Genomic DNA, 18,895 nt, shown 5'->3' with positions numbered 1-18,895 from the left:
TATGACAGAAAGAACATTGAAACGTCCAGAGGTCTTGTCGCCTGCTGGAACCTTAGAAAAATTAAAAGTAGCGATTGATTATGGGGCAGATGCCGTGTTTGTTGGCGGTCAGGCTTACGGCTTGCGGAGCCGAGCTGGAAATTTCTCAATGGAAGAAATGAAAGAAGGGATTGAGTATGCTCACGCCCGTGGTGCTAAGGTCTATGTGGCAGCAAACATGGTGACCCACGAGGGAAATGAAGTGGGAGCAGGAGCTTGGTTTCGGGAATTGCGAGATATGGGACTTGATGCCGTTATCGTGTCAGACCCTGCTTTGATTGTGATTTGTGCGACAGAAGCGCCAGGTCTTGAGATTCACTTGTCTACCCAAGCCTCATCGACCAACTATGAAACCTTTGAATTTTGGAAAGAATTGGGCTTGACTCGAGTCGTTTTGGCGCGGGAAGTGACCATGGAAGAATTGGCCGAAATTCGTAAGCGTACCAGCGTTGAGATTGAAGCTTTTGTTCACGGAGCCATGTGTATTTCCTACTCAGGGCGTTGTGTTTTGTCTAACCACATGAGTAACCGTGATGCCAATCGTGGTGGTTGTTCGCAGTCCTGCCGCTGGAAATACAATCTTTATGATTTGCCATTTGGAGAAGAGCGCAGAAGCATTAAGGGACAAGTACCTGAAGAATTTTCCATGTCAGCAGTGGATATGTGTATGATTGACCATATCCCAGATATGATTGAAAATGGGGTGGATAGTCTCAAAATTGAAGGACGGATGAAGTCTGTTCACTACGTATCTACCGTGACCAATTGCTACAAGGCAGCGGTAGATGCCTACTTGGAAAGTCCAGAGAAATTCGAAGCGATTAAACAGGACTTGATTGACGAGCTATGGAAGGTTGCCCAGCGTGAGTTGGCAACAGGATTCTACTACAATCCGCCGACAGAAAATGAGCAATTGTTTGGCGCTCGTCGCAAGATTCCTGAGTATAAATTCATTGCAGAGGTTGTGGCTTTTGATAAGACAACGATGACGGCAACCATTCGCCAACGTAATGTTATCAATGAGGGGGATGAGGTCGAGTTTTACGGTCCAGGTTTCCGCCATTTTGAGACTACTATCACGGACTTGCGTGATTCGGACGGTCTGCCAATCGAGCGTGCTAACCGTCCGATGGAACTCTTGGCTATTCGTCTGCCGCAGGAAGTCTATCCTGGGGACATGGTTCGTGCCTGCAAGTCAGGACTAATCAATCTTTATCAGGAAGATGGTCAGTCCCTAACTGTTCGTGTGTAAATTAGGATAGAAAAAACACCTGATGTTAATCGGGTGTTTCATTTATAGTGGATTGAGAACTGAACACGGACTAAGAGCAGTGTAAAAAAGAGACGCAGCTGTTCCAACTTTAGTTGGTTACAGCAGAGGCTCCCTTTAGCGGGGACGCAGATGTTCTAACTTTAGTTGGTTACAGCAGAGGCTCCCTTTAGCGGGGACGCAGATGTTCTAACTTTAGTTGGTTACAGCAGAGGCTCCCTTTAGCGGGGACGCAGATGTTCTAACTTTAGTTGGTTACAGCAGAGGCTCCCTTTAGCGGGGACGCAGATGTTCTAACTTTAGTTGGTTACAGCAGAGGCTCCCTTTAGCGGGGACGCAGATGTTCTAACTTTAGTTGGTTACAGCAGAGGCTCCCTTTAGCGGAGACGCAGATGTTCTAACTTTAGTTGGTTACAACAGAGGCTCCCTTTAGCGGGGACGCAGATGTAACCAACTTGCTCATTCTATTTCCAGCCCTCCACAATTCTCAATTGTGGAAGTTAGTCAGATTTTGATTTTTATAGAGTATAACGCTATCCTAACCTTTATTCAATTCGCTATATTGTTGAGATTTTCGGATGTTGTCTGGTACGAGAGAGATGCGCTGAATATCGCTCAGGGGGATAATACTGGTCACGTTTCGTTTGAAGTTTTTAACAATCATCCGATTTTTGTCAGGGTCAAATGTGACAATCTCGCCTGTGAAGCTCTTATCAGCATAGATGACGTGAATTGCTGCTTTTTTATAGAGAGCCAGCTCGATTATGTCGCGATAGGGTGAATCTTCTTCGTCTGACAGTTCTTTTTGGGCTGGCTGATTGCCCAAAAAGACATTGAGATGATAAAAGAGAATGGACAAAAACTTTTTCATGGTAAAATGCTCCAAAGATTGATACAATTATCATATCGGAAATGTTTAGAAAAGACAAGTTTTTATAAATTTTTACGAATAAAGTATTGAGGAGGAATAAGATGGCAGAATTTACATTTGAAATTGAAGAAAAGTTACTCGTTTTGTCTGAAAACGAGAAGGGCTGGACTAAGGAATTGAATAGGGTTAGCTTTAATGGCGCACCTGCTAAGTACGATATCCGCACTTGGAGCCCAGACCATAGTAAAATGGGCAAGGGCATTACCCTATCTAATGAAGAATTTCAAGTCTTGGTCGATGCCTTTCGCAATTAAGCAAAACCTAGAATGGTCTGTCTAGTGATTTTACACCTTGAAAATTCGACTGAGTGGCCGGTATGCTAGGGTAATGATGACCAATTTAATCAAGTCAGGAATTAGAAAGGGAAGCACAGTCAGCGCCAGTGTTTTTCCCATGTTGCTCTGAGTAATTAGGGAAAAGACAAGGCCTCCTGACAAGAAGCAGAGGGCGTCGCCCAAGAGATTCGCAAGGAAAACCTGTACGAGAGTGGACTTAGGCGGTGTGAGGAACGCAGTCACAGCTGCATAAAGCAAAAATCCCCAGAGAAACCCCGCAGTTGGGCCAAAAAGTGTTGCTATGCCACTTGACAATCCTGCAAAGACAGGCAGACCAATGGCACCTAGTAAGAGATAGAGGATGACACTTATTGTAGCTTCCTTCGATTGATAGAGACTAGCAATCAGCCCCACCGCAAGCGTCTGTAATGTAAAGGGGACAGGACCAAGCGGAATGACAATCTGAGATAGAACCGCAATCAATCCAGCTCCAATGGCAGGATAGATGAGGGATTTAGTGTGTGAAGAATGCATACTGTTATCCTTTCTATTTTTGAAGGGTAACGAAATTATAAAAGGATTGACCTGAAAAGTCAATCCTTTTTCTATCGGCTGTCACACGGAGAAACAAAATTTGATGGTTACATCTTGTCTCACTGGAGTTTTACCGCATAGTGACAAATTCTTCTGCACCTGTGGGGTGAATGGCGACTGTTGCATCAAAGTCGGCCTTGGTAGCGCCCATTTTGATTGCGACAGCAAATCCTTGAATCATCTCGTCCACACCGTAACCGATACCGTGAAGTCCGACGATTCTTTCTTTTGGTCCAGTTGTGACTAGCTTGAATTTAGCCGCTTGACGGTGGCTTCCCAGAGCAGTATACATGGAAGTGAAGCCAGAAGTATAGACCTTGACATTTTCAGCACCAAATTCTTTTTCTGCTTCTTCCTGGGTATAGCCGATTGTGCCAATGGCAGGATGTGAAAAGACAACAGTTGGAATGAAGCGGTAGTCCATTTTAGCATTTGTTTTGTTGTTAAAGAGGCGTTCTGATAGGGTGCGCCCAGCCTTAATCGCAACAGGGGTCAATTCTTTTTCACCTGTTACATCACCAAGGGCATAGATATGAGGGGTACTCGTCTCTTGAAATTCGTTGACTGCAATATGCCCCGTTGAGGTAGTGGTGATGCCTACAGCTTCTAGATTTAAGTTATCAATATTAGCTCTTCTACCAACGGCCCAGAGGATTTTCTCTGCAGTATGCTGGCTGCCGTCTTCAAAGAAAATCGTTAGGCTACTATCTGGATTTTTTTCAATCCGTTGCGGAATTTTATGAGGGTGTAGGGGCAGACCAGTCCGCTCCATTTCAGCCATGAGGGCGTCTGTAATATAGCTGTCAAAGCGACGCAGGGGACGGTCACGGCGGACAAAGAGGTCTGTCTTTACTCCGAGTGCATGGAGGACGCCCGCCATTTCAACAGCGATATAGCCAGCGCCGATGACGGCTACAGACGCAGGAAGTTTTTCCCAGGCAAAGACATCATCAGATACATTGGCATACTCCCCACCAGGAATAGTTGGGAGTATTGGTTTTGCACCTGTTGCAATGACAATTTTCTCAGCATAGATATGCTCTCCGCCTACTTCAACAGTATGCTCATCGACAAAGCGAGCATAGCCCTTGATGACTTCAACCTTGTTGCGCTCAAAGGTTCCCTTGTAGGAATTTCGTGATCGTTCGATATAGGCATCACGATTTTTCTTCAAGGTTGCAAAGTCAAAGTGGATATTTTCAGCTGAAAAACCATATTCAGACCCATAAGTATGAAGGGTTTCTGCCACCTGAGCGCCATACCACATGATTTTCTTGGGAACACAACCGATATTGACGCAGGTCCCCCCAAGGAGATTTCCCTCAATGACAGCAGCCTTTGCGCCATGTTCTGCGGCGCGGTTCATAGTAGCAATCCCTCCAGAACCTCCACCAATTGCAATGATATCAAATGTTTTCATACGCTTTCCCTTCTAATTTCCTATTTTCTTCTATTGTAACGCTTTTTTAGACTTCCTGCAAAAATCGGCTACGTTTCACTAATCTTACAAAAGTGTAAGGTAAATGTCAGCAGAAGTGATAGTCAAAAAATAGATTTTTTTGTAAAATAGTATCAAAAATGCTTGCATTTTTTCTTGTATCGATGTATTATATACATAGTACAATAATTGTTCATCATAAAAGGAGAGAAGATATGTTTAAGACAAAGAAAAGCAAAATTATTTTGTTTTCCAGTTTAGGAGTGGCAGCAGTTGCTCTTATTGGAGGGGCCTTACTATTTGGAGGTGAGAAGACAGAAGCGCCTGTTGCAGCAGAAAGTTTGATGTATACGACAGTTAAGGAAGGATCGATTGCTTCTTCAACACTATTATCAGGGACAGTTGCTGCAGCTGATGAGCAATATGTTTATTATGATATTTCAAAAGGAGATTTGAACGCAGTCTTGGTGGCCCAAGGTGATCAGGTGCAAGTTGGCACACCGCTCGTTCAATATGATACATCTGAATTACAAGCAGCTTACGATACAGCGGTGCGGGCCCGTGACAAGGTAGGACGTCAGATTGAAGATCTTCGAGTAAATGGTCAGAGCGTTGATTTGACAGGAGATTCTTCTGTCGATAGCAAATCGACTGCGACTGCGCAACGTACTGTCGACATGCAGATGCAAGACTTGAACGATGCCTATGCCGATGCCCAAGCAGCAGTGAATAAGGCCCAAGCAGCTTTTGACGAAGCAACTGTGACTAGTAATGTTGCTGGAACTGTTGTCGAAGTCAATAAATCTGTTTCAAAATCAAATACCAGCACGAACCAAACGGTCGTTCATATTGTCAACCAAGGTAGCCTACAAGTAACAGGCGAACTTTCTGAATATGACTTGGCAAATATTTCAGTTGATCAAGAAGTGAAAATTACCTCAAAAGTTTACCCTGATAAAGTATGGACTGGAAAAATTACCTATATTTCAAACTATCCTGAAAACGGGCAAGCCTCAGCAGCTCTTCCTGGTGAAGGTGGTGGCACTTCAAATGCTAAGTATCCATTCAAAGTAGCTATTACCAGTGAAGTTGGAGAGTTGAAACAAGGCTTCTCTGTCAATATTGAGGTGGTGAATAACAGTAAATCAATCCTTGTACCAGTTACTGCAGTTGTGCCAGAAGGAGATAAAAACTTTGTTTGGACCATTGTTGATAGAAAAGCTCAGAAAGTGGAAGTTACGCTTGGTAGCTCAGATGCGATGTATCAAGAAGTAACAGGAGGTCTGAAAGCAGACGATCATGTCATCTCCAATCCAAACGATAGCTTAGAAGATGGAAAAGAGGTAGAAGCGAATGAAGAAACAACTAATCAAGCTGACCAACATCAATAAGAGCTATAAAAATGGAGATCAAGAACTACGCGTTTTAAAAGATATTGACTTGGAGGTAGAAGAAGGAGAGTTTCTTGCCATCATGGGGCCGTCAGGTTCAGGGAAATCCACTCTGATGAACATTATCGGACTCTTGGATCGTCCGACAACTGGTGAGTACATCTTGGAAGATACGGAAGTCAGCCAGATTTCGGAAAACAAGTTGGCCCATGTTCGAAACAACCAGATTGGTTTTGTCTTCCAACAATTTTTCCTCTTATCCAAGTTGAATGCGCTACAAAATGTGGAATTGCCCTTGATTTATGCAGGTGTACCGGCTAGCAAGCGCAAGGCCCTATCCCAACAATATTTAGAAAAGGTTGAGCTAGGCGAGCGAATGACGCATTTGCCGTCTGAGTTATCAGGTGGTCAGAAGCAGCGGGTTGCGATTGCGCGTGCCTTGGTCAATAGTCCATCCATCATTTTAGCGGATGAGCCAACAGGGGCTCTTGATACCAAGACCGGTGACCAGATTATGGAACTCTTAACCGAGTTAAATCGTGAAGGTAAGACCATTATCATGGTGACCCACGAGCCAGAAATCGCAGCCTATGCCAAACGCCGCATCGTCCTTCGTGATGGGGTCATTACAGAAGATATTCGCAAGGAGGAGAACTAGATGGAAAATATTAAATTTGCCTTAAAATCTGTCCTTGCCCACAAGATGCGCTCACTTCTAACCATGTTAGGGATTATCATCGGGATTGCTTCTGTTGTGGTCATTGTAGCCTTGGGAGAAGGTTTTAAACGAAGCTTGTCAGAAGCCTTGGCTGGCGACCGCAATAATGTGCAACTGTATTTCTCAAATACGAAGGGAGAAACACAACAAGACGGCTTATCAACCTATTTTTCTGAAACGCAAGTAACGGATGAACCAGAACCAACTTTGACAGACGGTATTTTGAAAGGTTTACTTGAAGTCGATGGAGTCAGCAATTATTACACAACCAACAGTAACAACGGTGAAATTAGTGTTGGTGCAAAAAAAGTAGATAGTGTCTTTATTACAGGTGTTAGCAGAAATTACTTTGATGTAAAGGACATTTCTCTTCTAGCAGGACGTAAGTTTACTGCAACTGACTATACGCAATTTGCCCGCATCATTATGCTAGATGAACAAGTTGCTGAAAAATTGTTTGGCAATGCAAAATCAGCCCTCAATCAGACGGTTAGTCTTGCCAATAAAGCTTACTTAGTTGTTGGTGTCTATAAAGAAGAAACCAGTGGTGGTATTGCTAACTTTGGAGTAGGTGGTGCTGCTTTGATGACCAATACCCAAGTTGCAGCTGAGACTGGAGCCTCTGAAAATGCCCAAGTTTTCGTTCATGTCGAAGATGTTGCGCGCTCTTCAGAAGTTGGACGCGCAGCAGCTGCTTACTTGACTCGTGCGACTCACCTCAGAGAGGCACAATACGATATTCAAGATTTCTCTCAATTCTTAGAGACCTTCAATACGCAGCTCTCAGGAATTACTGCCTTTATCGGTGCGGTAGCAGGTATTTCCCTACTGGTAGGAGGTATCGGTGTTATGAATATCATGCTGGTATCTGTAACAGAGCGGACACGTGAGATTGGTCTACGGAAAGCCCTCGGTGCGACTCGTGGCAATATTCTCTTGCAATTCCTGATTGAAGCAATGGTCTTGACTAGCCTTGGTGGTCTTATTGGCCTTGGAATCGCCCAATTAGCAGTGACTACCATCAATCTGACCAAGGCGCTCGGAGCCGAGATAACGGCTGTGATTTCCCTTCCAGTTGTGCTTGGAAGTCTCGCATTCTCAGCCGCAGTCGGTGTTCTATTTGGTGTTCTACCAGCCAACAAGGCTTCTAAGCTAGACCCAATCGAAGCGCTTCGTTATGAATAGTATACTGTCTAAATTTTAAGTAAAACATATCCGGCTGAGACATAGTCTCAAGTCTAAAAAACGAACAAATAAGATCTTTCAACTGTTTGAAGTCTTATCTTGTTCGTTTTTTTATTGGTTGCTTTTGTCTGATAAAAATGGAACAACTTAAATATAATCATCTGATTACTTTTGAGCATGTGATATACTAAAAATAAAGGAGTTTTTGATGATGAAAAAACTTGCTATTTATCTAACTGCGCTATTTGCCGTCTTCTGTATGTCTTTTGTGGTTATTCAAAGTGCAGAAGCGACAACCTACATTGACTATAATGAATTTTATTTAGATGAAAGCACAGTACCGCAGGGAAAAATCATCCTTGGGCAATCTGGACAAATCCGCCCCTTACAGGATGGACCGTTGAAAGACTTCCAATACACCTATGGTTATGGTTTGACGAAGAGTTCACCTGCTAATGCTTTAGAGGTGGATGAAATAGGGAACTGAAGAGCAGTCAATGTTGGAAAGGTGGCACTTGTCCTCTATCTAAATGATTCCACACAACCATTTTTTGATTATATAACCAAGCATGATATCACTTATAAGCATGAACCTGCTACAAATCTCGAAAGGCCTAGAATACCAATAGAGCGTCAATTCTCTGTAGAAGTTGTACCAGCAAGTAGCCCTGTCTACCGCCTGTATCAACCAGATTTAAAAGTTCACCTCTATACCATGGACGAAAATGAATATCGTGTTCTTGGAACACGGGGGTGGTACCAAGAGGGGCAAGCATGGACTAGTAACAACGCTTCTGGAACTACTGTCTATCGCCTCTATCACCCAGGTCTAAAGGTTCATCTCTACACTATGGATACAAACGAATACAAAATCCTTGCGACTCGGGGTTAGAACCAAGAGGGTGAAGCCTACAAATCAAGTGGGAAGACACCAGTTTATCGTTTGTACCACGCAGGTATTAAAAAGCACCTCTACACACGAGATGCCAACGAGAAAAACGTCCGTTCGACCCGCGGATGGCAGTACGAAGGTGTCGCTTGGAATGTAGAGTAAGGCTCGAACAGTAAGAGTATATAACACAAAGTTATGGACAAAGGATTTTTTAAGCGAGCAGGTTAAGCAAAGACCCCAAGTAGTATGTAGCTACTGGGGGTCTTTTAGGTGTTCAGTAATCGATAAAGACATCCTTATTTCATTGTTGGGAAAAGAAGGACGTCACGGATTGTGGTCGTATCAGTCAAGAGCATGCAGAGGCGGTCGATTCCGATACCGAGTCCACCTGTTGGTGGCATGCCGTATTCAAGGGCTTCTACGTAGTCATAATCAATACCAGTCGCTTCGTCATCTCCCAATTCTTTGGCCTTGGCTTGTGCTTTAAAGCGTTCCAATTGGTCAATTGGGTCGTTCAACTCAGTGAAGGCATTTCCATACTCTTTGGTCATGATAAAGAGCTCAAAACGGTCCGTAAAGCGAGGATCTTCATCGTTTTTCTTTGCAAGTGGGGATACTGCAACGGGGTGACCGTAGACAAAAGTTGGTTGGATAAGTGTATCTTCGACAAACTCTTCAAAGAAAGCGTTGATGATCTGACCAACTTCTGTATAGTGCTTTTCAACAGGGACCTTATGCTCACTTGCAACAGTTTTTGCTTCTTCAAAGGTCATCTCTTGCCAGAAATCAACACCCGTTTGTTCCTTAATTGCATCAACCATGTGGACGCGTTTGAATGGCAGGTGGATATTGATTTCTGTTCCTTGATAGGTAACAGGTCCGTCTCCGACAACGGCTTTTGCAGTGTGTTGGATAATGCCCTCGGTCAAGTCCATGATGTCAAGGTAGTCGGCATAGGCTTGGTAGACCTCAATCGATGTAAATTCTGGATTGTGAGTAGCATCCATTCCCTCGTTACGGAAGATGCGACCAATTTCATAGACACGTTCCATACCACCAACGATGAGGCGTTTCAAGTGCAACTCGGTTGCAATCCGTAGGACCATGTCAATATTTTGAGCATTGTGGTGGGTAATAAATGGACGAGCAGCAGCACCACCAGCTTCATTGTGAAGGACAGGTGTTTCTACTTCCAAGAAGCCAAGTCCGTCCAAGTAACGGCGAATTTCGGAGATAATCTTGCTACGAGTGACAAAGCGATTAAAGCTCTCACGGTTAGAAATCAAGTCCAAGTAGCGTTTGCGGTAAATGGTCTCTGTATCTGTTAAACCGTGGAATTTTTCTGGCAACGGGCGAAGAGCTTTTGACAAGTGGGTCAATTTGCGGGCATGAATGGATAATTCTCCCATATTGGTCCGCATGACATCTCCCTCAACCCCAATAAAGTCTCCAAGGTCAGCCTTGTTAAAGAGTTCGTAGTTTTCTTCACCGACATCGTCCTTACGGACGTAGATTTGAATTTGCCCTTCGCGGTCTTGAATGTGGGCAAAGCCAGCCTTACCTTTTCCGCGCTTGGTCATCATTCGTCCTGCGATGATAGCAGTAGCGCCTAAGTCAGCTAAGTCTTCCTTAGATTTCTCTTCATACTGTGCCTTTAATTCTGCGGAGTTGGCAGTACGTTCGAAGCGCTTTCCGAATGGGTCAATGCCTTTTTCGCTCAAGGCAGTCATTTTCTCACGCCGAACTAGTTGTTGGTCATTTAATTCTTCAAAATGTTCATTTGACATAGTCGTTTCATTCCTCCAAAGTCTATCTCATTCATTCTAGCACAAAAGATAAAAAAAATCAGCTAGGATAGCTAATTTTTCTGATAAATATACGATTTTGTGATCATTGTTCTATGCTTATTTAAGGGTCAAATCCGCAAAGCTTGCGTTGACAAAATCAGCTAGTGCTTGGCTATCGATGCGAATGGATCGCCCGATTTCTCCTGCTGAGACAATCATCTGTCCCAATTCTAGGGCCGACTGGTCAATGTAGATTGGAAAAGCATGTTTTTGGCGAATGCCGACAGGGTTGTTAGCTCCGTGAACGTAACCGGTTGTTTTTTCCAAGTCTTTCTGCGGAATCATGCTGATTTTTTTATTACCTGAGATTTTGGCTAGGGCTTTTTCAGAAAGATGTTCGGTAATGGGCACAATTCCAATGATAGGCCCTGTCTTGTCACCTGTTAAGGCTAAGGTTTTGTAAATCTGATGCTCTAGGACATGGTCTGGTAGTTTTCCCTCAAGAGCATTGATTTCAAGACTGTCATGGACAATGCCTGCCTTGTCTAAGATTTGGTCGACCAAGGTTTTCTTGAGTTTCTTTTTCTTACTCATTACTTGTATTTTTCCTCCAGTTTACTCATCCAAAGCCCTAGCCAAATGCCGAGTGAAAAGAGGAGAATGGCGAGCATCCACGTGTAAAATCCTGTACCAGCGTAGGAAATGGATTCTTCATTGCCTGCTTGTGGAATGAGAATTAACAGAGTACTTGATAGGACAATTCCGATAATGAAATGGTAGACACGAGAGTGGTAGTGTTCAAGTGCATAGTCCATTGCTTTTGAAAAGGCTAGCATGGCAAGTGCCCCACCGATTGCAATCGGCAGAAATGTTCCTAGTAAATCAAGCGACTTAAAGCCATTGAGCATGGGACTGTAAATCCCTAAAATAAGGAGCAGGTTAGACGGACTAAGGCCAGGAACTAAGATCCCCAAGGCAATCAAGGCACCTGCTAGGACAAAGCTAGCAAAGCTGGCAGGTAGAGTTCCTACGAGATCGTTGAGGAAGTAGAGAAGAAGACCAGAGATGACAAAGGTTCCCCAGAGGGTCGCTACATCCACCTTGTCGCGCGCAGTCTTTTGAGTGGATTCCTTGACGAGACTCGGAATGGTTCCGACAATGGCTCCCGCAAAGCCCCAGAGAACAATCACTTGATAGTGCTTGAGAAGATACTCAACGGGGTAAGAAAAGAGGGCAATTCCTAAGATACCACCGATTCCTACGGGGATGAAAAAGAGAACATTTTCGACAAAATTCTCCCTGATATGTGCGAGAAAGCGAATCATTCGCTCATAAATACCCAAAATCGCAGCCAAGACCCCACCTGAAACACCAGGTAAAATGAAGCCAAGGGCGATAATCATTCCTTTTACAATTCTTGCAATAAAAGATGTCATTATTTCCTCCAAAAAACAAAAAGGTATAAGAATATCAACTGAAACATACCGTCATTCACTATACTAGGCAACGCGTTAACGACGTTAAGATAGAAACTGAATGACGAGAAAACGTTCAAAGCGATACTATTATACCACATTTATATCTTATTTAGGAAAATCGATTAGTCGCTATCTATTGGGCAGGAAAAATCGTGGACTGGTCGGAATGAGAATGCCTAGGACGATGACAACGACAAGGAGGGTCAAGCCTCCAGCTGTACCGTTGACGGTAAAGGAGTACCAGTAGGCAGACATGCCCTCAGGTGCATAGCTCCCCCAGAAGATGACACCTGCGATGTAGTGAATGAGATAACGGACGAATACAGCCAGACTAGCTGCTAGAAAGGCGTACCCAAGTGCTTGTGTTTGCATTTTTTCTTTTAGTGCCTGTTTAAATTGGGAGGATAGATAGCCAGCAAGTCCCATTGCTAGAAAGGCTAGGATGTATTCGAGCAAGACTTGGGAGAAGGAGAGGTAGTAGACCTTGCCTAAAGCAAAGTGGAGCAGTCCCCAAATTAGACCAGCTAGTAAGCCGTATTTCGCACCTCTGCGCAGGGAAATTAAGATTAAGGGAATGGCACCGAAGGACGGATTGAACCAGCCCATGAAATCGGGGATGAAAGAAAGAACCATGGCAAGTGCTGCAAAGAGAGCAACTTCGACGAGGGCATTGAGATTTTTGGACATAAAGAAAGACTCCTTTTCTTCACAAAAGGAGCCTTGGTCTTTGATAATACGAGTGAAAAACAAGTATCGTTTCAAACACAATCCCTACGCTAGTGTTAACTAGATCAGGTTCGAGGATTTCGCAGATGCGATCTCAGCCGAAGCACTCCTTTGTGATAGGTATTTAATTACGGTTAGTATAGCATATTATTCTGGGTTTGTAAACAATTTTTGATAAACTTCATTTGGATCTTTAAGAGTCGTAATCAGATTGAGGTCCAAATGGTGGGCAAATCCGTTGAGAGAGCCGACAGAGGTATACTGGTGTAAATCGTAATCTAAATTGGTTTCAGGAGCCGCATTGTAGTAGCCTGAATTGGTGCCATAGGTCGGAATCCAAAGAGCTGTAAACTTATCTACGGAGATATTGTGCTCTGCCATGAAGTAGGTCCCGATGTAGATTCCAATATTTTTCACCCCGAGGTCTTCCAACTCTTGGCGAAAGGCTTCGACACCGACATTCATGTCCTCCATGGTCTTGTCTTCGACATCGAGCCAGTAGTAGGTCGGTTTGAACTTGTAGGAGGCTTCGTAGAAGGATTTGGCCTCTTCTTTCATAGACTCCACACTATTTCCAGTGACATAGGCATAGACGGCGACGGGAATGCCACGTGCTTGAAATTCTTTGATATGGGTCTGATAATGCTTGTCAATTCCCTTTTCGTCAGATGCGTTGTTATCCTTTCGGGTATGCGAACCACTCTGTACACGAATAATAGCACCCGATATGTTGGCGGAGAGGGTATCGTAGTCAATATCAGATGGACGTTGCCAGCCAGAGACATCGATAATCGGTTTCATGTCCAGCGCATTGGTGATATGAATGGCGCTGGCATGGTAACTCGGCTTGGTCGGTGTGCTGTCACCTGTTTGTTGAACAACTTCTTGCTTGTCTTTGTCTTGTTCTTGAAGCGTTGCTTTTGTTGTAAGAATAATCCCTGTAAAACAGAGGAAAAACAAGGCAACAAGGATAGGATGTATTTTCTTTCTCATTGCTCCTATTCTATCCTAAATAGAGGGAAAAATCAAAAAAATAAGCTGAAAGCAGAAGAATTTATCTTGACAGCGGGCTGAGAATTCGTTACCCTAGAAAAGGAAATAAAAGAGAGAGTACTATGTATCATGTCGACGAGACGAATCAGCCAGATTGTCATTCTAGCAGCCCTATCGATTGCGCTTCGTGCTGCATTTGGAGCCCTACCAAATATCAAGCCGATTTCGGCTATCTTTCTAGTTAGTCTTTGCTTTTTACCCTTGAGTGATAGCCTCTGGGTTATGGCCTTGACCATGTTGGGAAGCAGTCTTATATTTGGATTTGGCCTAGTCGTTTTTTGGCAGATAGCGAGTTTTGCTGTCGTCATGCTCTTGTGGCGTATCCTTGTGATTCCCTTTATTCGAAAGGGGAAGTTGGGGATTGAGTTACAAAGTATCCTTGCAGGAATCATCTTATTCCTCTATGGTTTTTCGATTAGCCTTCCAACTGCTTGGCAATTCGGGACAAATCCGATTCTCTATTGGTTAAACGGCCTATCGTTTGATGTGTTACATAGCATTTCAACTGTTTTATTCTACCCCATTATTTATTCTATATTTAGGAGATATTACCCTTATGAAAAAATGGATGTTTAGCGTCATAACCGTCATCGCAGGTCTCTTTTTAGTAGCTTGCCAACCACAAACCGCTTCAAAAACAGAGCAAACCTATACAGCGACTTTGAAAGTTACTTTCCCAGATAATAAAGTTGTTGAGGAAAAGGTGACATTTGAAAAAGATGACTCGGTGATGGATATTCTAGAAGACCACCACAAAATTGAAGAAAAAGATGGTCTAGTGACCTCTATTGATGAGGTCAGCCAGAATCCAGAAAAAAACACCTATTGGATGTATGATGTCAATGACGAATTAGCTCCAAAAGGTGCCAAGGAAATGCATGTCTCAGATGGCGATACGATTGCCTTCTACCTGCAAACTTTCCAGTAACCAGTAAATAGGAGAAGAGGATACCCAGTAGATGACTGGGTATTTTGTTTGCGAAGGGGATTGCTAACACTTGGGCTAATACTTGGAAACGCTTTTCCCTAAAATTGTCAGATTTTTCCGTATTTACTAGGGAAATATGGTATAATGAGAGCAATACTCTAGAAGATGCTTAGGAGAATAGATGAAAATTGATAAACAGCATTTGCTGAACTATTCTATTTTAATTCCGTATTTAATTTTATCAGTCGTTGGCTTGATTATGATTTACTCTACGACTAGTGCTTTGCAGGTTCAAAATGGAGGAAATCCGTTTAAACTCTTGCTCAGTCAGGCTGGCTATTGGGTGCTTAGCTTGGTCGCTATTGCTATCATTTATCGCATGAAATTGAGCTTTCTACGTAGATCGGGCTTGATTTCTATAACGCTCTTAATCAATGGATTTTTGCTAATTATTTCCCATTTTTTTGATGCAGTCAATGGTGCCCATGGCTGGATTCGCTTAGGACCTAAGGGAATTATCGGTTTGCAGCCAGCTGAATACCTAAAATTGCTGATTGTTTGGTATCTAGCACATCAGTTTGCCAAGATTCAAGGTGATATTCGAAAATATGACTATCAAGCTCTGACCAAGGGGCGCTGGATTCCTAATAAGTTAAACGATTGGCGGATGGTGAGTCTGCTGTCTCTAGGTCTAGTTGCTTCGCTTCCCGACTTGGGAAATGCGGTGATTGTTGCCTTGATTATGATGATTATGATTACGAGCAGTGGAATCGGCTATCGCTGGTTTTCAACGGGGCTGATTGGGCTCGTCTCAGTCTCTGCCTTACTCCTTGGCTCTATCCGAATGCTTGGTGTTGAGGTGGTGGCAAAGATTCCACTCTTTGGTTATATTGCTAGACGGTTTGCGGCGTATTTTAATCCCTTTGAAAATGCGACAGAATCAGGCTTGCAGTTGACCAATTCTTACTATGCCATGAGCAATGGTGGCTGGTTTGGCTTAGGCTTGGGCAATTCGATTGAAAAAAAAGGTTATCTACCAGAAGCCCATACGGATTTTGCCTTTTCGATTGTCATTGAAGAATTGGGGTTCTTTGGTGCCAGTCTGATTTTGGCTCTCTTGTTCTTTTTGATTTTGCGGATTATTGTCGTGGGGATTCGGGCTAGAAATTCCTTTAATGCTATGATGGCATTTGGAGTAGCTGGCATGCTTCTCGTTCAGACCTTTGTCAATATCGGAGGGATTGCGGGTTTGATTCCAGCGACAGGTGTAACTTTTCCCTTTATTTCTCAGGGGGGAAATAGCTTGCTCATCATTTCTATTGGAATAGCCTTTGTGCTCAATATTGATGCCAATGAAAAACGCGAGTTGATTCAAGAAGAGATTGAACGAACTATGGTTTAGGAATACTAGGAAAAATAGGTAGGAGAAAAGGAAGATATGACGATTCAAAAATTAGAAAACTACACCAACAAGGAAACCATCCAAGAAGAAGTCGGCATTCTGACGGATATCTTACAAGATGTAGCCCGTCAGCTGATGTCAGAAGAAGCATTTGATAAGATTATCGAACTTGGAGACCTCTCAAAGCAGGATGACTACAGCCAGCTAATGGATATTATCAGCCAATTGACTAACGATGAACTGGAAGTGATTGCTCGCTATTTCGCGGTCTTACCACTCTTGATTAACATTTCAGAAGATGTCGATTTGGCTTATGAAATCAATCACCAAAACAACCTAGGTCAAGATTACCTCGGAAAAATTTCAACGACCATTGATGTGGTTGCTGAGCGTGAAGATGCAGCTGAAATTCTGGAAAATCTCAATGTGGTGCCCGTCTTAACAGCTCACCCGACTCAGGTGCAACGCCAGTCCATGCTTGATTTGACAAAGCATATCCATGAATTGCTCCGTCGCTATCGTGACGTTAAGCTAGGTCTTATCAATCGGGCTAAGTGGCTGGATGAGTTGCGCTGCTACGTGGAAATCATCATGCAGACCGAGATGATCCGTGAGAAGAAGCTTAAGGTGACCAATGAAATCACCAATGTCATGGACTACTACAACAGTTCCTTCATCGAAGCAGTGACCAAATTGCAACGCGAGTACAAGAATCTTGCGGCTGAACGCGGCATTGAGCTAGTCAATCCGCGTCCGATTACTATGGGCATGTGGATTGGGGGAGACCGTGACGGCAATCCATTTGTAACAGCTGAGACTTTGAAATTGTCAGCATTGACCCAGTGTGAGGTCATTATGAATTACTACCATGAGCAGCTGGAAAAACTCTACCGTAATTTTTCCCTATCTACCAAGATTGTAGCAGTCAGTCCTGCCGTTCAGGCTCTGGCAGATTTGTCGGCAGATGCGTCTGTCTATCGTGAATATGAGCCTTATCGTAGAGCCTTTCATTACATCCAAATGAAATTAGGGAATACCCGGGATTACCTCATTCACGACCAAAAAAGCGATGAACGCTATGCCAATGTCCGTGAATTTAAGGCGGATATCATTGCGATTAAAGAATCCTTGGAAGAAAATAAAGGTGGGGCCCTCTTAAAAGGGGACTTGACCGAGTTACTAGAAGCCATTGAAGCTTTCGGATTCTACTTGGCAAGTATCGACATGCGCCAGGATTCGAGTATTCATGAAGCAAGTGTGGCTGAGTTGCTAGCGTCAGCGAAGATTGTCGATGACTATAGTAGTTTATCAGAAGAAGAAAAATGTCAGATCTTGCTCAAGGAATTGGTGGAAGATCCACGGATTTTGTCTGCAACTCACATTCCGAAATCTGAGCAGCTGGAAAAGGAATTGGCGATTTTTGCAGCAGCCCGTGAGTTGAAAGATAAGTTGGGTGAAGAGGTCATCAAACAGCATATCATTTCTCACTCTGAACACGTCTCTGACTTGCTGGAGTTGGCTCTTCTCTTAAAAGAAGTTGGCTTGGTTGATGCTGAGCGTGCGCGTGTACAGATTGTGCCCCTTTTTGAGACGATTGAAGATTTGGACAATGCGCCTACCACTATGCGCAATTACTTGCAGCTAGACGTTGCCAAGTCTTGGATTGCAGGTAACAACAACTACCAAGAAATCATGTTGGGCTATTCGGATTCTAATAAGGACGGTGGCTATTTGTCATCTGGCTGGACTCTCTATAAGGCCCAGAATGAATTGACCCAAATCGGTCAGGAATACGGGGTGAAAATTACCTTCTTCCATGGTCGTGGTGGAACAGTTGGTCGTGGTGGTGGTCCGTCTTACGACGCCATTACCTCTCAGCCGTTTGGCTCAATCAAAGACCGCATTCGCTTGACCGAGCAAGGAGAAGTGATTTGGAACAAATATGGAAATAAAGATGCTGCCTACTACAACCTTGAGATGTTAGTATCTGCGACCTTGGATCGCATGGTGACCCAGATGATTGTGGACACAAACGAAATCGGTGGCTACCGTGAGGTGATGAATGATATTGTTGAAGATAGCTACCATATTTACCGTGATTTGGTCTTTGGCAATCCACATTTCTATGATTACTTCTTTGCAGCAAGTCCGATTCGTGAGGTGTCAAGTCTTAATATTGGTTCGCGTCCAGCAGCCCGGAAAACCATCACCGAAATTGGGGGTCTCCGTGCCATTCCGTGGGTATTCTCATGGTCACAAAACCGCATTATGCTTCCGGGTTGGTACGGGGTTGGCTCTAGCTTCAAACGCTTCATAGACAAGGCTCCAGAAAACCTAGCCAAGTTGCAAACCATGTATGAAAACTGGCCATTCTTTCGTTCTCTCTTATCAAATGTCGACATGGTTCTCTCCAAGTCCAATATGAACATCGCTTTTGAATATGCGAAAATGTGTGAAGACGAAGAAGTGCGTGCGATTTTCCATACAATATTAGACGAATGGCAATTGACCAAGAATGTGATTCTGGAAATTGAGCAAAATGACGAATTGCTGGCAGAATTGCCATCCTTGAAATCCAGTCTTGCCTATCGCATGCCGTATTTCAACGTCTTGAATTACATTCAAATTGAATTGATTAATCGCCTCCGTCGTGGAGAATTAAGTGCGGAACAGGAAAGTCTGATTCATATTACTATCAACGGTGTTGCAACTGGTTTACGGAATTCAGGTTAAGAACAAAAAATCGGTTTTTACCGATTTTTTTGTCTATTTGCTAAAAAAGCTGTAA

General features: G+C 43.5%; 19 protein-coding genes, 1 pseudogene and 1 riboswitch. Of the genes and pseudogenes, 12 read left to right on the top strand and 8 right to left on the bottom strand.

Going from position 1 to position 18,895, the window contains the following annotated elements; translation table 11 throughout:
• Window position 1 precedes the first annotated feature (1 nt).
• Complete coding sequence (locus tag CHF41_RS08520) at window positions 2–1,291, top strand: peptidase U32 family protein (protein WP_119876866.1); 1,290 nt, start codon at window positions 2–4, stop codon at window positions 1,289–1,291.
• A gap of 556 nt (window positions 1,292–1,847) precedes the next feature.
• Here the strand turns inward: CHF41_RS08520 and CHF41_RS08515 are convergent.
• Window positions 1,848–2,180 (bottom strand): hypothetical protein, encoded by a 333-nt coding sequence (locus CHF41_RS08515; RefSeq protein WP_119876865.1) that lies wholly within the window; start codon window positions 2,178–2,180, stop codon window positions 1,848–1,850.
• A gap of 101 nt (window positions 2,181–2,281) precedes the next feature.
• Here CHF41_RS08515 and CHF41_RS08510 point away from each other — a divergent pair, with 101 nt between their 5' ends.
• Entirely contained in the window at window positions 2,282–2,494 is a 213-nt protein-coding gene (locus tag CHF41_RS08510) for a YdbC family protein (RefSeq protein WP_119876864.1), read from the top strand.
• A 30-nt stretch (window positions 2,495–2,524) separates the two neighbouring features.
• Here CHF41_RS08510 and CHF41_RS08505 read toward each other — a convergent pair whose 3' ends face one another.
• Both CHF41_RS08505 and gorA read right to left on the bottom strand, forming a co-directional pair.
• Complete coding sequence (locus tag CHF41_RS08505) at window positions 2,525–3,049, bottom strand: biotin transporter BioY (protein WP_119876863.1); 525 nt, start codon at window positions 3,047–3,049, stop codon at window positions 2,525–2,527.
• A 130-nt stretch (window positions 3,050–3,179) separates the two neighbouring features.
• Window positions 3,180–4,529 (bottom strand): glutathione-disulfide reductase, encoded by a 1,350-nt coding sequence (gene gorA / locus CHF41_RS08500; RefSeq protein ID WP_119876862.1) that lies wholly within the window; start codon window positions 4,527–4,529, stop codon window positions 3,180–3,182.
• A 233-nt stretch (window positions 4,530–4,762) separates the two neighbouring features.
• Here gorA and CHF41_RS08495 point away from each other — a divergent pair, with 233 nt between their 5' ends.
• From CHF41_RS08495 to CHF41_RS10230, 6 genes and pseudogenes are all read left to right on the top strand, one after another.
• Window positions 4,763–5,938, top strand: coding sequence for an efflux RND transporter periplasmic adaptor subunit (locus tag CHF41_RS08495; protein WP_119876861.1), 1,176 nt, complete (start codon window positions 4,763–4,765; stop codon window positions 5,936–5,938).
• Window positions 5,901–6,596: an ABC transporter ATP-binding protein gene (locus tag CHF41_RS08490; protein WP_119876860.1), complete on the top strand. Its 696-nt coding sequence runs from the start codon at window positions 5,901–5,903 to the stop codon at window positions 6,594–6,596. The genes CHF41_RS08495 and CHF41_RS08490 overlap by 38 nt, the downstream gene beginning before the upstream one ends.
• Window positions 6,597–7,841 (top strand): ABC transporter permease, encoded by a 1,245-nt coding sequence (locus tag CHF41_RS08485; protein ID WP_119876859.1) that lies wholly within the window; start codon window positions 6,597–6,599, stop codon window positions 7,839–7,841.
• Window positions 7,842–8,049: 208 nt separating this feature from the next.
• Entirely contained in the window at window positions 8,050–8,328 is a 279-nt protein-coding gene (locus CHF41_RS08480) for a hypothetical protein (RefSeq protein WP_119876858.1), read from the top strand.
• A gap of 21 nt (window positions 8,329–8,349) precedes the next feature.
• The gene (locus CHF41_RS08475) at window positions 8,350–8,733 is read left to right on the top strand and encodes a hypothetical protein (protein WP_119876857.1); all 384 of its coding nucleotides are present in this window, start codon (window positions 8,350–8,352) and stop codon (window positions 8,731–8,733) included.
• Between the two features lie 15 nt (window positions 8,734–8,748).
• A pseudogene (locus tag CHF41_RS10230) lies at window positions 8,749–8,895 on the top strand (hypothetical protein); the annotation flags it as partial.
• Between the two features lie 134 nt (window positions 8,896–9,029).
• On the opposite strand, the gene lysS reads toward CHF41_RS10230, so the two are convergent.
• From lysS to CHF41_RS08450, 5 genes are all read right to left on the bottom strand, one after another.
• Window positions 9,030–10,520 (bottom strand): lysine--tRNA ligase, encoded by a 1,491-nt coding sequence (lysS, locus tag CHF41_RS08470; protein WP_119876856.1) that lies wholly within the window; start codon window positions 10,518–10,520, stop codon window positions 9,030–9,032.
• A 117-nt stretch (window positions 10,521–10,637) separates the two neighbouring features.
• A complete protein-coding gene (locus CHF41_RS08465) occupies window positions 10,638–11,114 on the bottom strand; it encodes an aminoacyl-tRNA deacylase (RefSeq protein WP_119876855.1) in 477 nt (158 codons plus the stop codon).
• Window positions 11,114–11,956 carry a DUF368 domain-containing protein gene (locus CHF41_RS08460; RefSeq protein ID WP_119876854.1) on the bottom strand — a complete coding sequence of 281 codons (843 nt, stop codon included), beginning with the start codon at window positions 11,954–11,956 and terminating at the stop codon, window positions 11,114–11,116. Before CHF41_RS08460 ends, CHF41_RS08465 begins: the two co-directional genes overlap by 1 nt.
• Window positions 11,957–12,127: 171 nt before the next feature.
• Window positions 12,128–12,685 (bottom strand): energy-coupled thiamine transporter ThiT, encoded by a 558-nt coding sequence (gene thiT, locus CHF41_RS08455; protein ID WP_119876853.1) that lies wholly within the window; start codon window positions 12,683–12,685, stop codon window positions 12,128–12,130.
• 64 nt (window positions 12,686–12,749) lie between these two features.
• Window positions 12,750–12,845: riboswitch (TPP riboswitch) on the bottom strand.
• A 26-nt stretch (window positions 12,846–12,871) separates the two neighbouring features.
• On the bottom strand, window positions 12,872–13,717 hold the full coding sequence (locus CHF41_RS08450; RefSeq protein ID WP_119876852.1) for a glycoside hydrolase family 25 protein: 846 nt from the start codon (window positions 13,715–13,717) through the stop codon (window positions 12,872–12,874).
• A 129-nt stretch (window positions 13,718–13,846) separates the two neighbouring features.
• On the opposite strand from CHF41_RS08450, the gene CHF41_RS08445 reads away from it, so the two are divergent.
• The 4 genes from CHF41_RS08445 (at window position 13,847) to ppc (ending at window position 18,840) form a co-directional block, all read left to right on the top strand.
• Window positions 13,847–14,353: a hypothetical protein gene (locus CHF41_RS08445; protein WP_119876851.1), complete on the top strand. Its 507-nt coding sequence runs from the start codon at window positions 13,847–13,849 to the stop codon at window positions 14,351–14,353.
• Window positions 14,334–14,705: a DUF4430 domain-containing protein gene (locus tag CHF41_RS08440; RefSeq protein ID WP_119876850.1), complete on the top strand. Its 372-nt coding sequence runs from the start codon at window positions 14,334–14,336 to the stop codon at window positions 14,703–14,705. Before CHF41_RS08445 ends, CHF41_RS08440 begins: the two co-directional genes overlap by 20 nt.
• A 181-nt stretch (window positions 14,706–14,886) precedes the next feature.
• Window positions 14,887–16,107, top strand: coding sequence for a cell division peptidoglycan polymerase FtsW (gene ftsW / locus CHF41_RS08435; RefSeq protein WP_119876849.1), 1,221 nt, complete (start codon window positions 14,887–14,889; stop codon window positions 16,105–16,107).
• Between the two features lie 36 nt (window positions 16,108–16,143).
• Window positions 16,144–18,840, top strand: coding sequence for a phosphoenolpyruvate carboxylase (gene ppc / locus CHF41_RS08430; protein WP_119876848.1), 2,697 nt, complete (start codon window positions 16,144–16,146; stop codon window positions 18,838–18,840).
• The last annotated feature ends 55 nt before the right edge of the window (window positions 18,841–18,895 follow it).

Source organism: Streptococcus respiraculi (assembly GCF_003595525.1).
Lineage (GTDB): Bacteria > Bacillota > Bacilli > Lactobacillales > Streptococcaceae > Streptococcus > Streptococcus respiraculi.
The sequence above is the reverse complement of the archived record's forward strand: the minus strand, read 5'-3'. Positions and strand labels throughout refer to the sequence as shown.

Bases quoted from the DNA above. Each gene is read 5' to 3' on its own strand.
- CHF41_RS08485 (WP_119876859.1), top strand. From the start codon at position 6,597: ATGGAAAATATTAAATTTGCCTTAAAATCTGTCCTTGCCCACAAGATG.
- ppc (WP_119876848.1), top strand. From the start codon at position 16,144: ATGACGATTCAAAAATTAGAAAACTACACCAACAAGGAAACCATCCAA.
- CHF41_RS08445 (WP_119876851.1), top strand. From the start codon at position 13,847: ATGTCGACGAGACGAATCAGCCAGATTGTCATTCTAGCAGCCCTATCG.
- CHF41_RS08490 (WP_119876860.1), top strand. From the start codon at position 5,901: ATGAAGAAACAACTAATCAAGCTGACCAACATCAATAAGAGCTATAAA.
- CHF41_RS08465 (WP_119876855.1), bottom strand. From the start codon at position 11,114: ATGAGTAAGAAAAAGAAACTCAAGAAAACCTTGGTCGACCAAATCTTA.
- CHF41_RS08520 (WP_119876866.1), top strand. From the start codon at position 2: ATGACAGAAAGAACATTGAAACGTCCAGAGGTCTTGTCGCCTGCTGGA.
- CHF41_RS08505 (WP_119876863.1), bottom strand. From the start codon at position 3,049: ATGCATTCTTCACACACTAAATCCCTCATCTATCCTGCCATTGGAGCT.
- ftsW (WP_119876849.1), top strand. From the start codon at position 14,887: ATGAAAATTGATAAACAGCATTTGCTGAACTATTCTATTTTAATTCCG.
- CHF41_RS08495 (WP_119876861.1), top strand. From the start codon at position 4,763: ATGTTTAAGACAAAGAAAAGCAAAATTATTTTGTTTTCCAGTTTAGGA.
- CHF41_RS08480 (WP_119876858.1), top strand. From the start codon at position 8,050: ATGATGAAAAAACTTGCTATTTATCTAACTGCGCTATTTGCCGTCTTC.
- CHF41_RS08460 (WP_119876854.1), bottom strand. From the start codon at position 11,956: ATGACATCTTTTATTGCAAGAATTGTAAAAGGAATGATTATCGCCCTT.
- CHF41_RS08450 (WP_119876852.1), bottom strand. From the start codon at position 13,717: ATGAGAAAGAAAATACATCCTATCCTTGTTGCCTTGTTTTTCCTCTGT.
- lysS (WP_119876856.1), bottom strand. From the start codon at position 10,520: ATGTCAAATGAACATTTTGAAGAATTAAATGACCAACAACTAGTTCGG.
- CHF41_RS08510 (WP_119876864.1), top strand. From the start codon at position 2,282: ATGGCAGAATTTACATTTGAAATTGAAGAAAAGTTACTCGTTTTGTCT.
- CHF41_RS08515 (WP_119876865.1), bottom strand. From the start codon at position 2,180: ATGAAAAAGTTTTTGTCCATTCTCTTTTATCATCTCAATGTCTTTTTG.
- gorA (WP_119876862.1), bottom strand. From the start codon at position 4,529: ATGAAAACATTTGATATCATTGCAATTGGTGGAGGTTCTGGAGGGATT.
- CHF41_RS08440 (WP_119876850.1), top strand. From the start codon at position 14,334: ATGAAAAAATGGATGTTTAGCGTCATAACCGTCATCGCAGGTCTCTTT.
- thiT (WP_119876853.1), bottom strand. From the start codon at position 12,685: ATGTCCAAAAATCTCAATGCCCTCGTCGAAGTTGCTCTCTTTGCAGCA.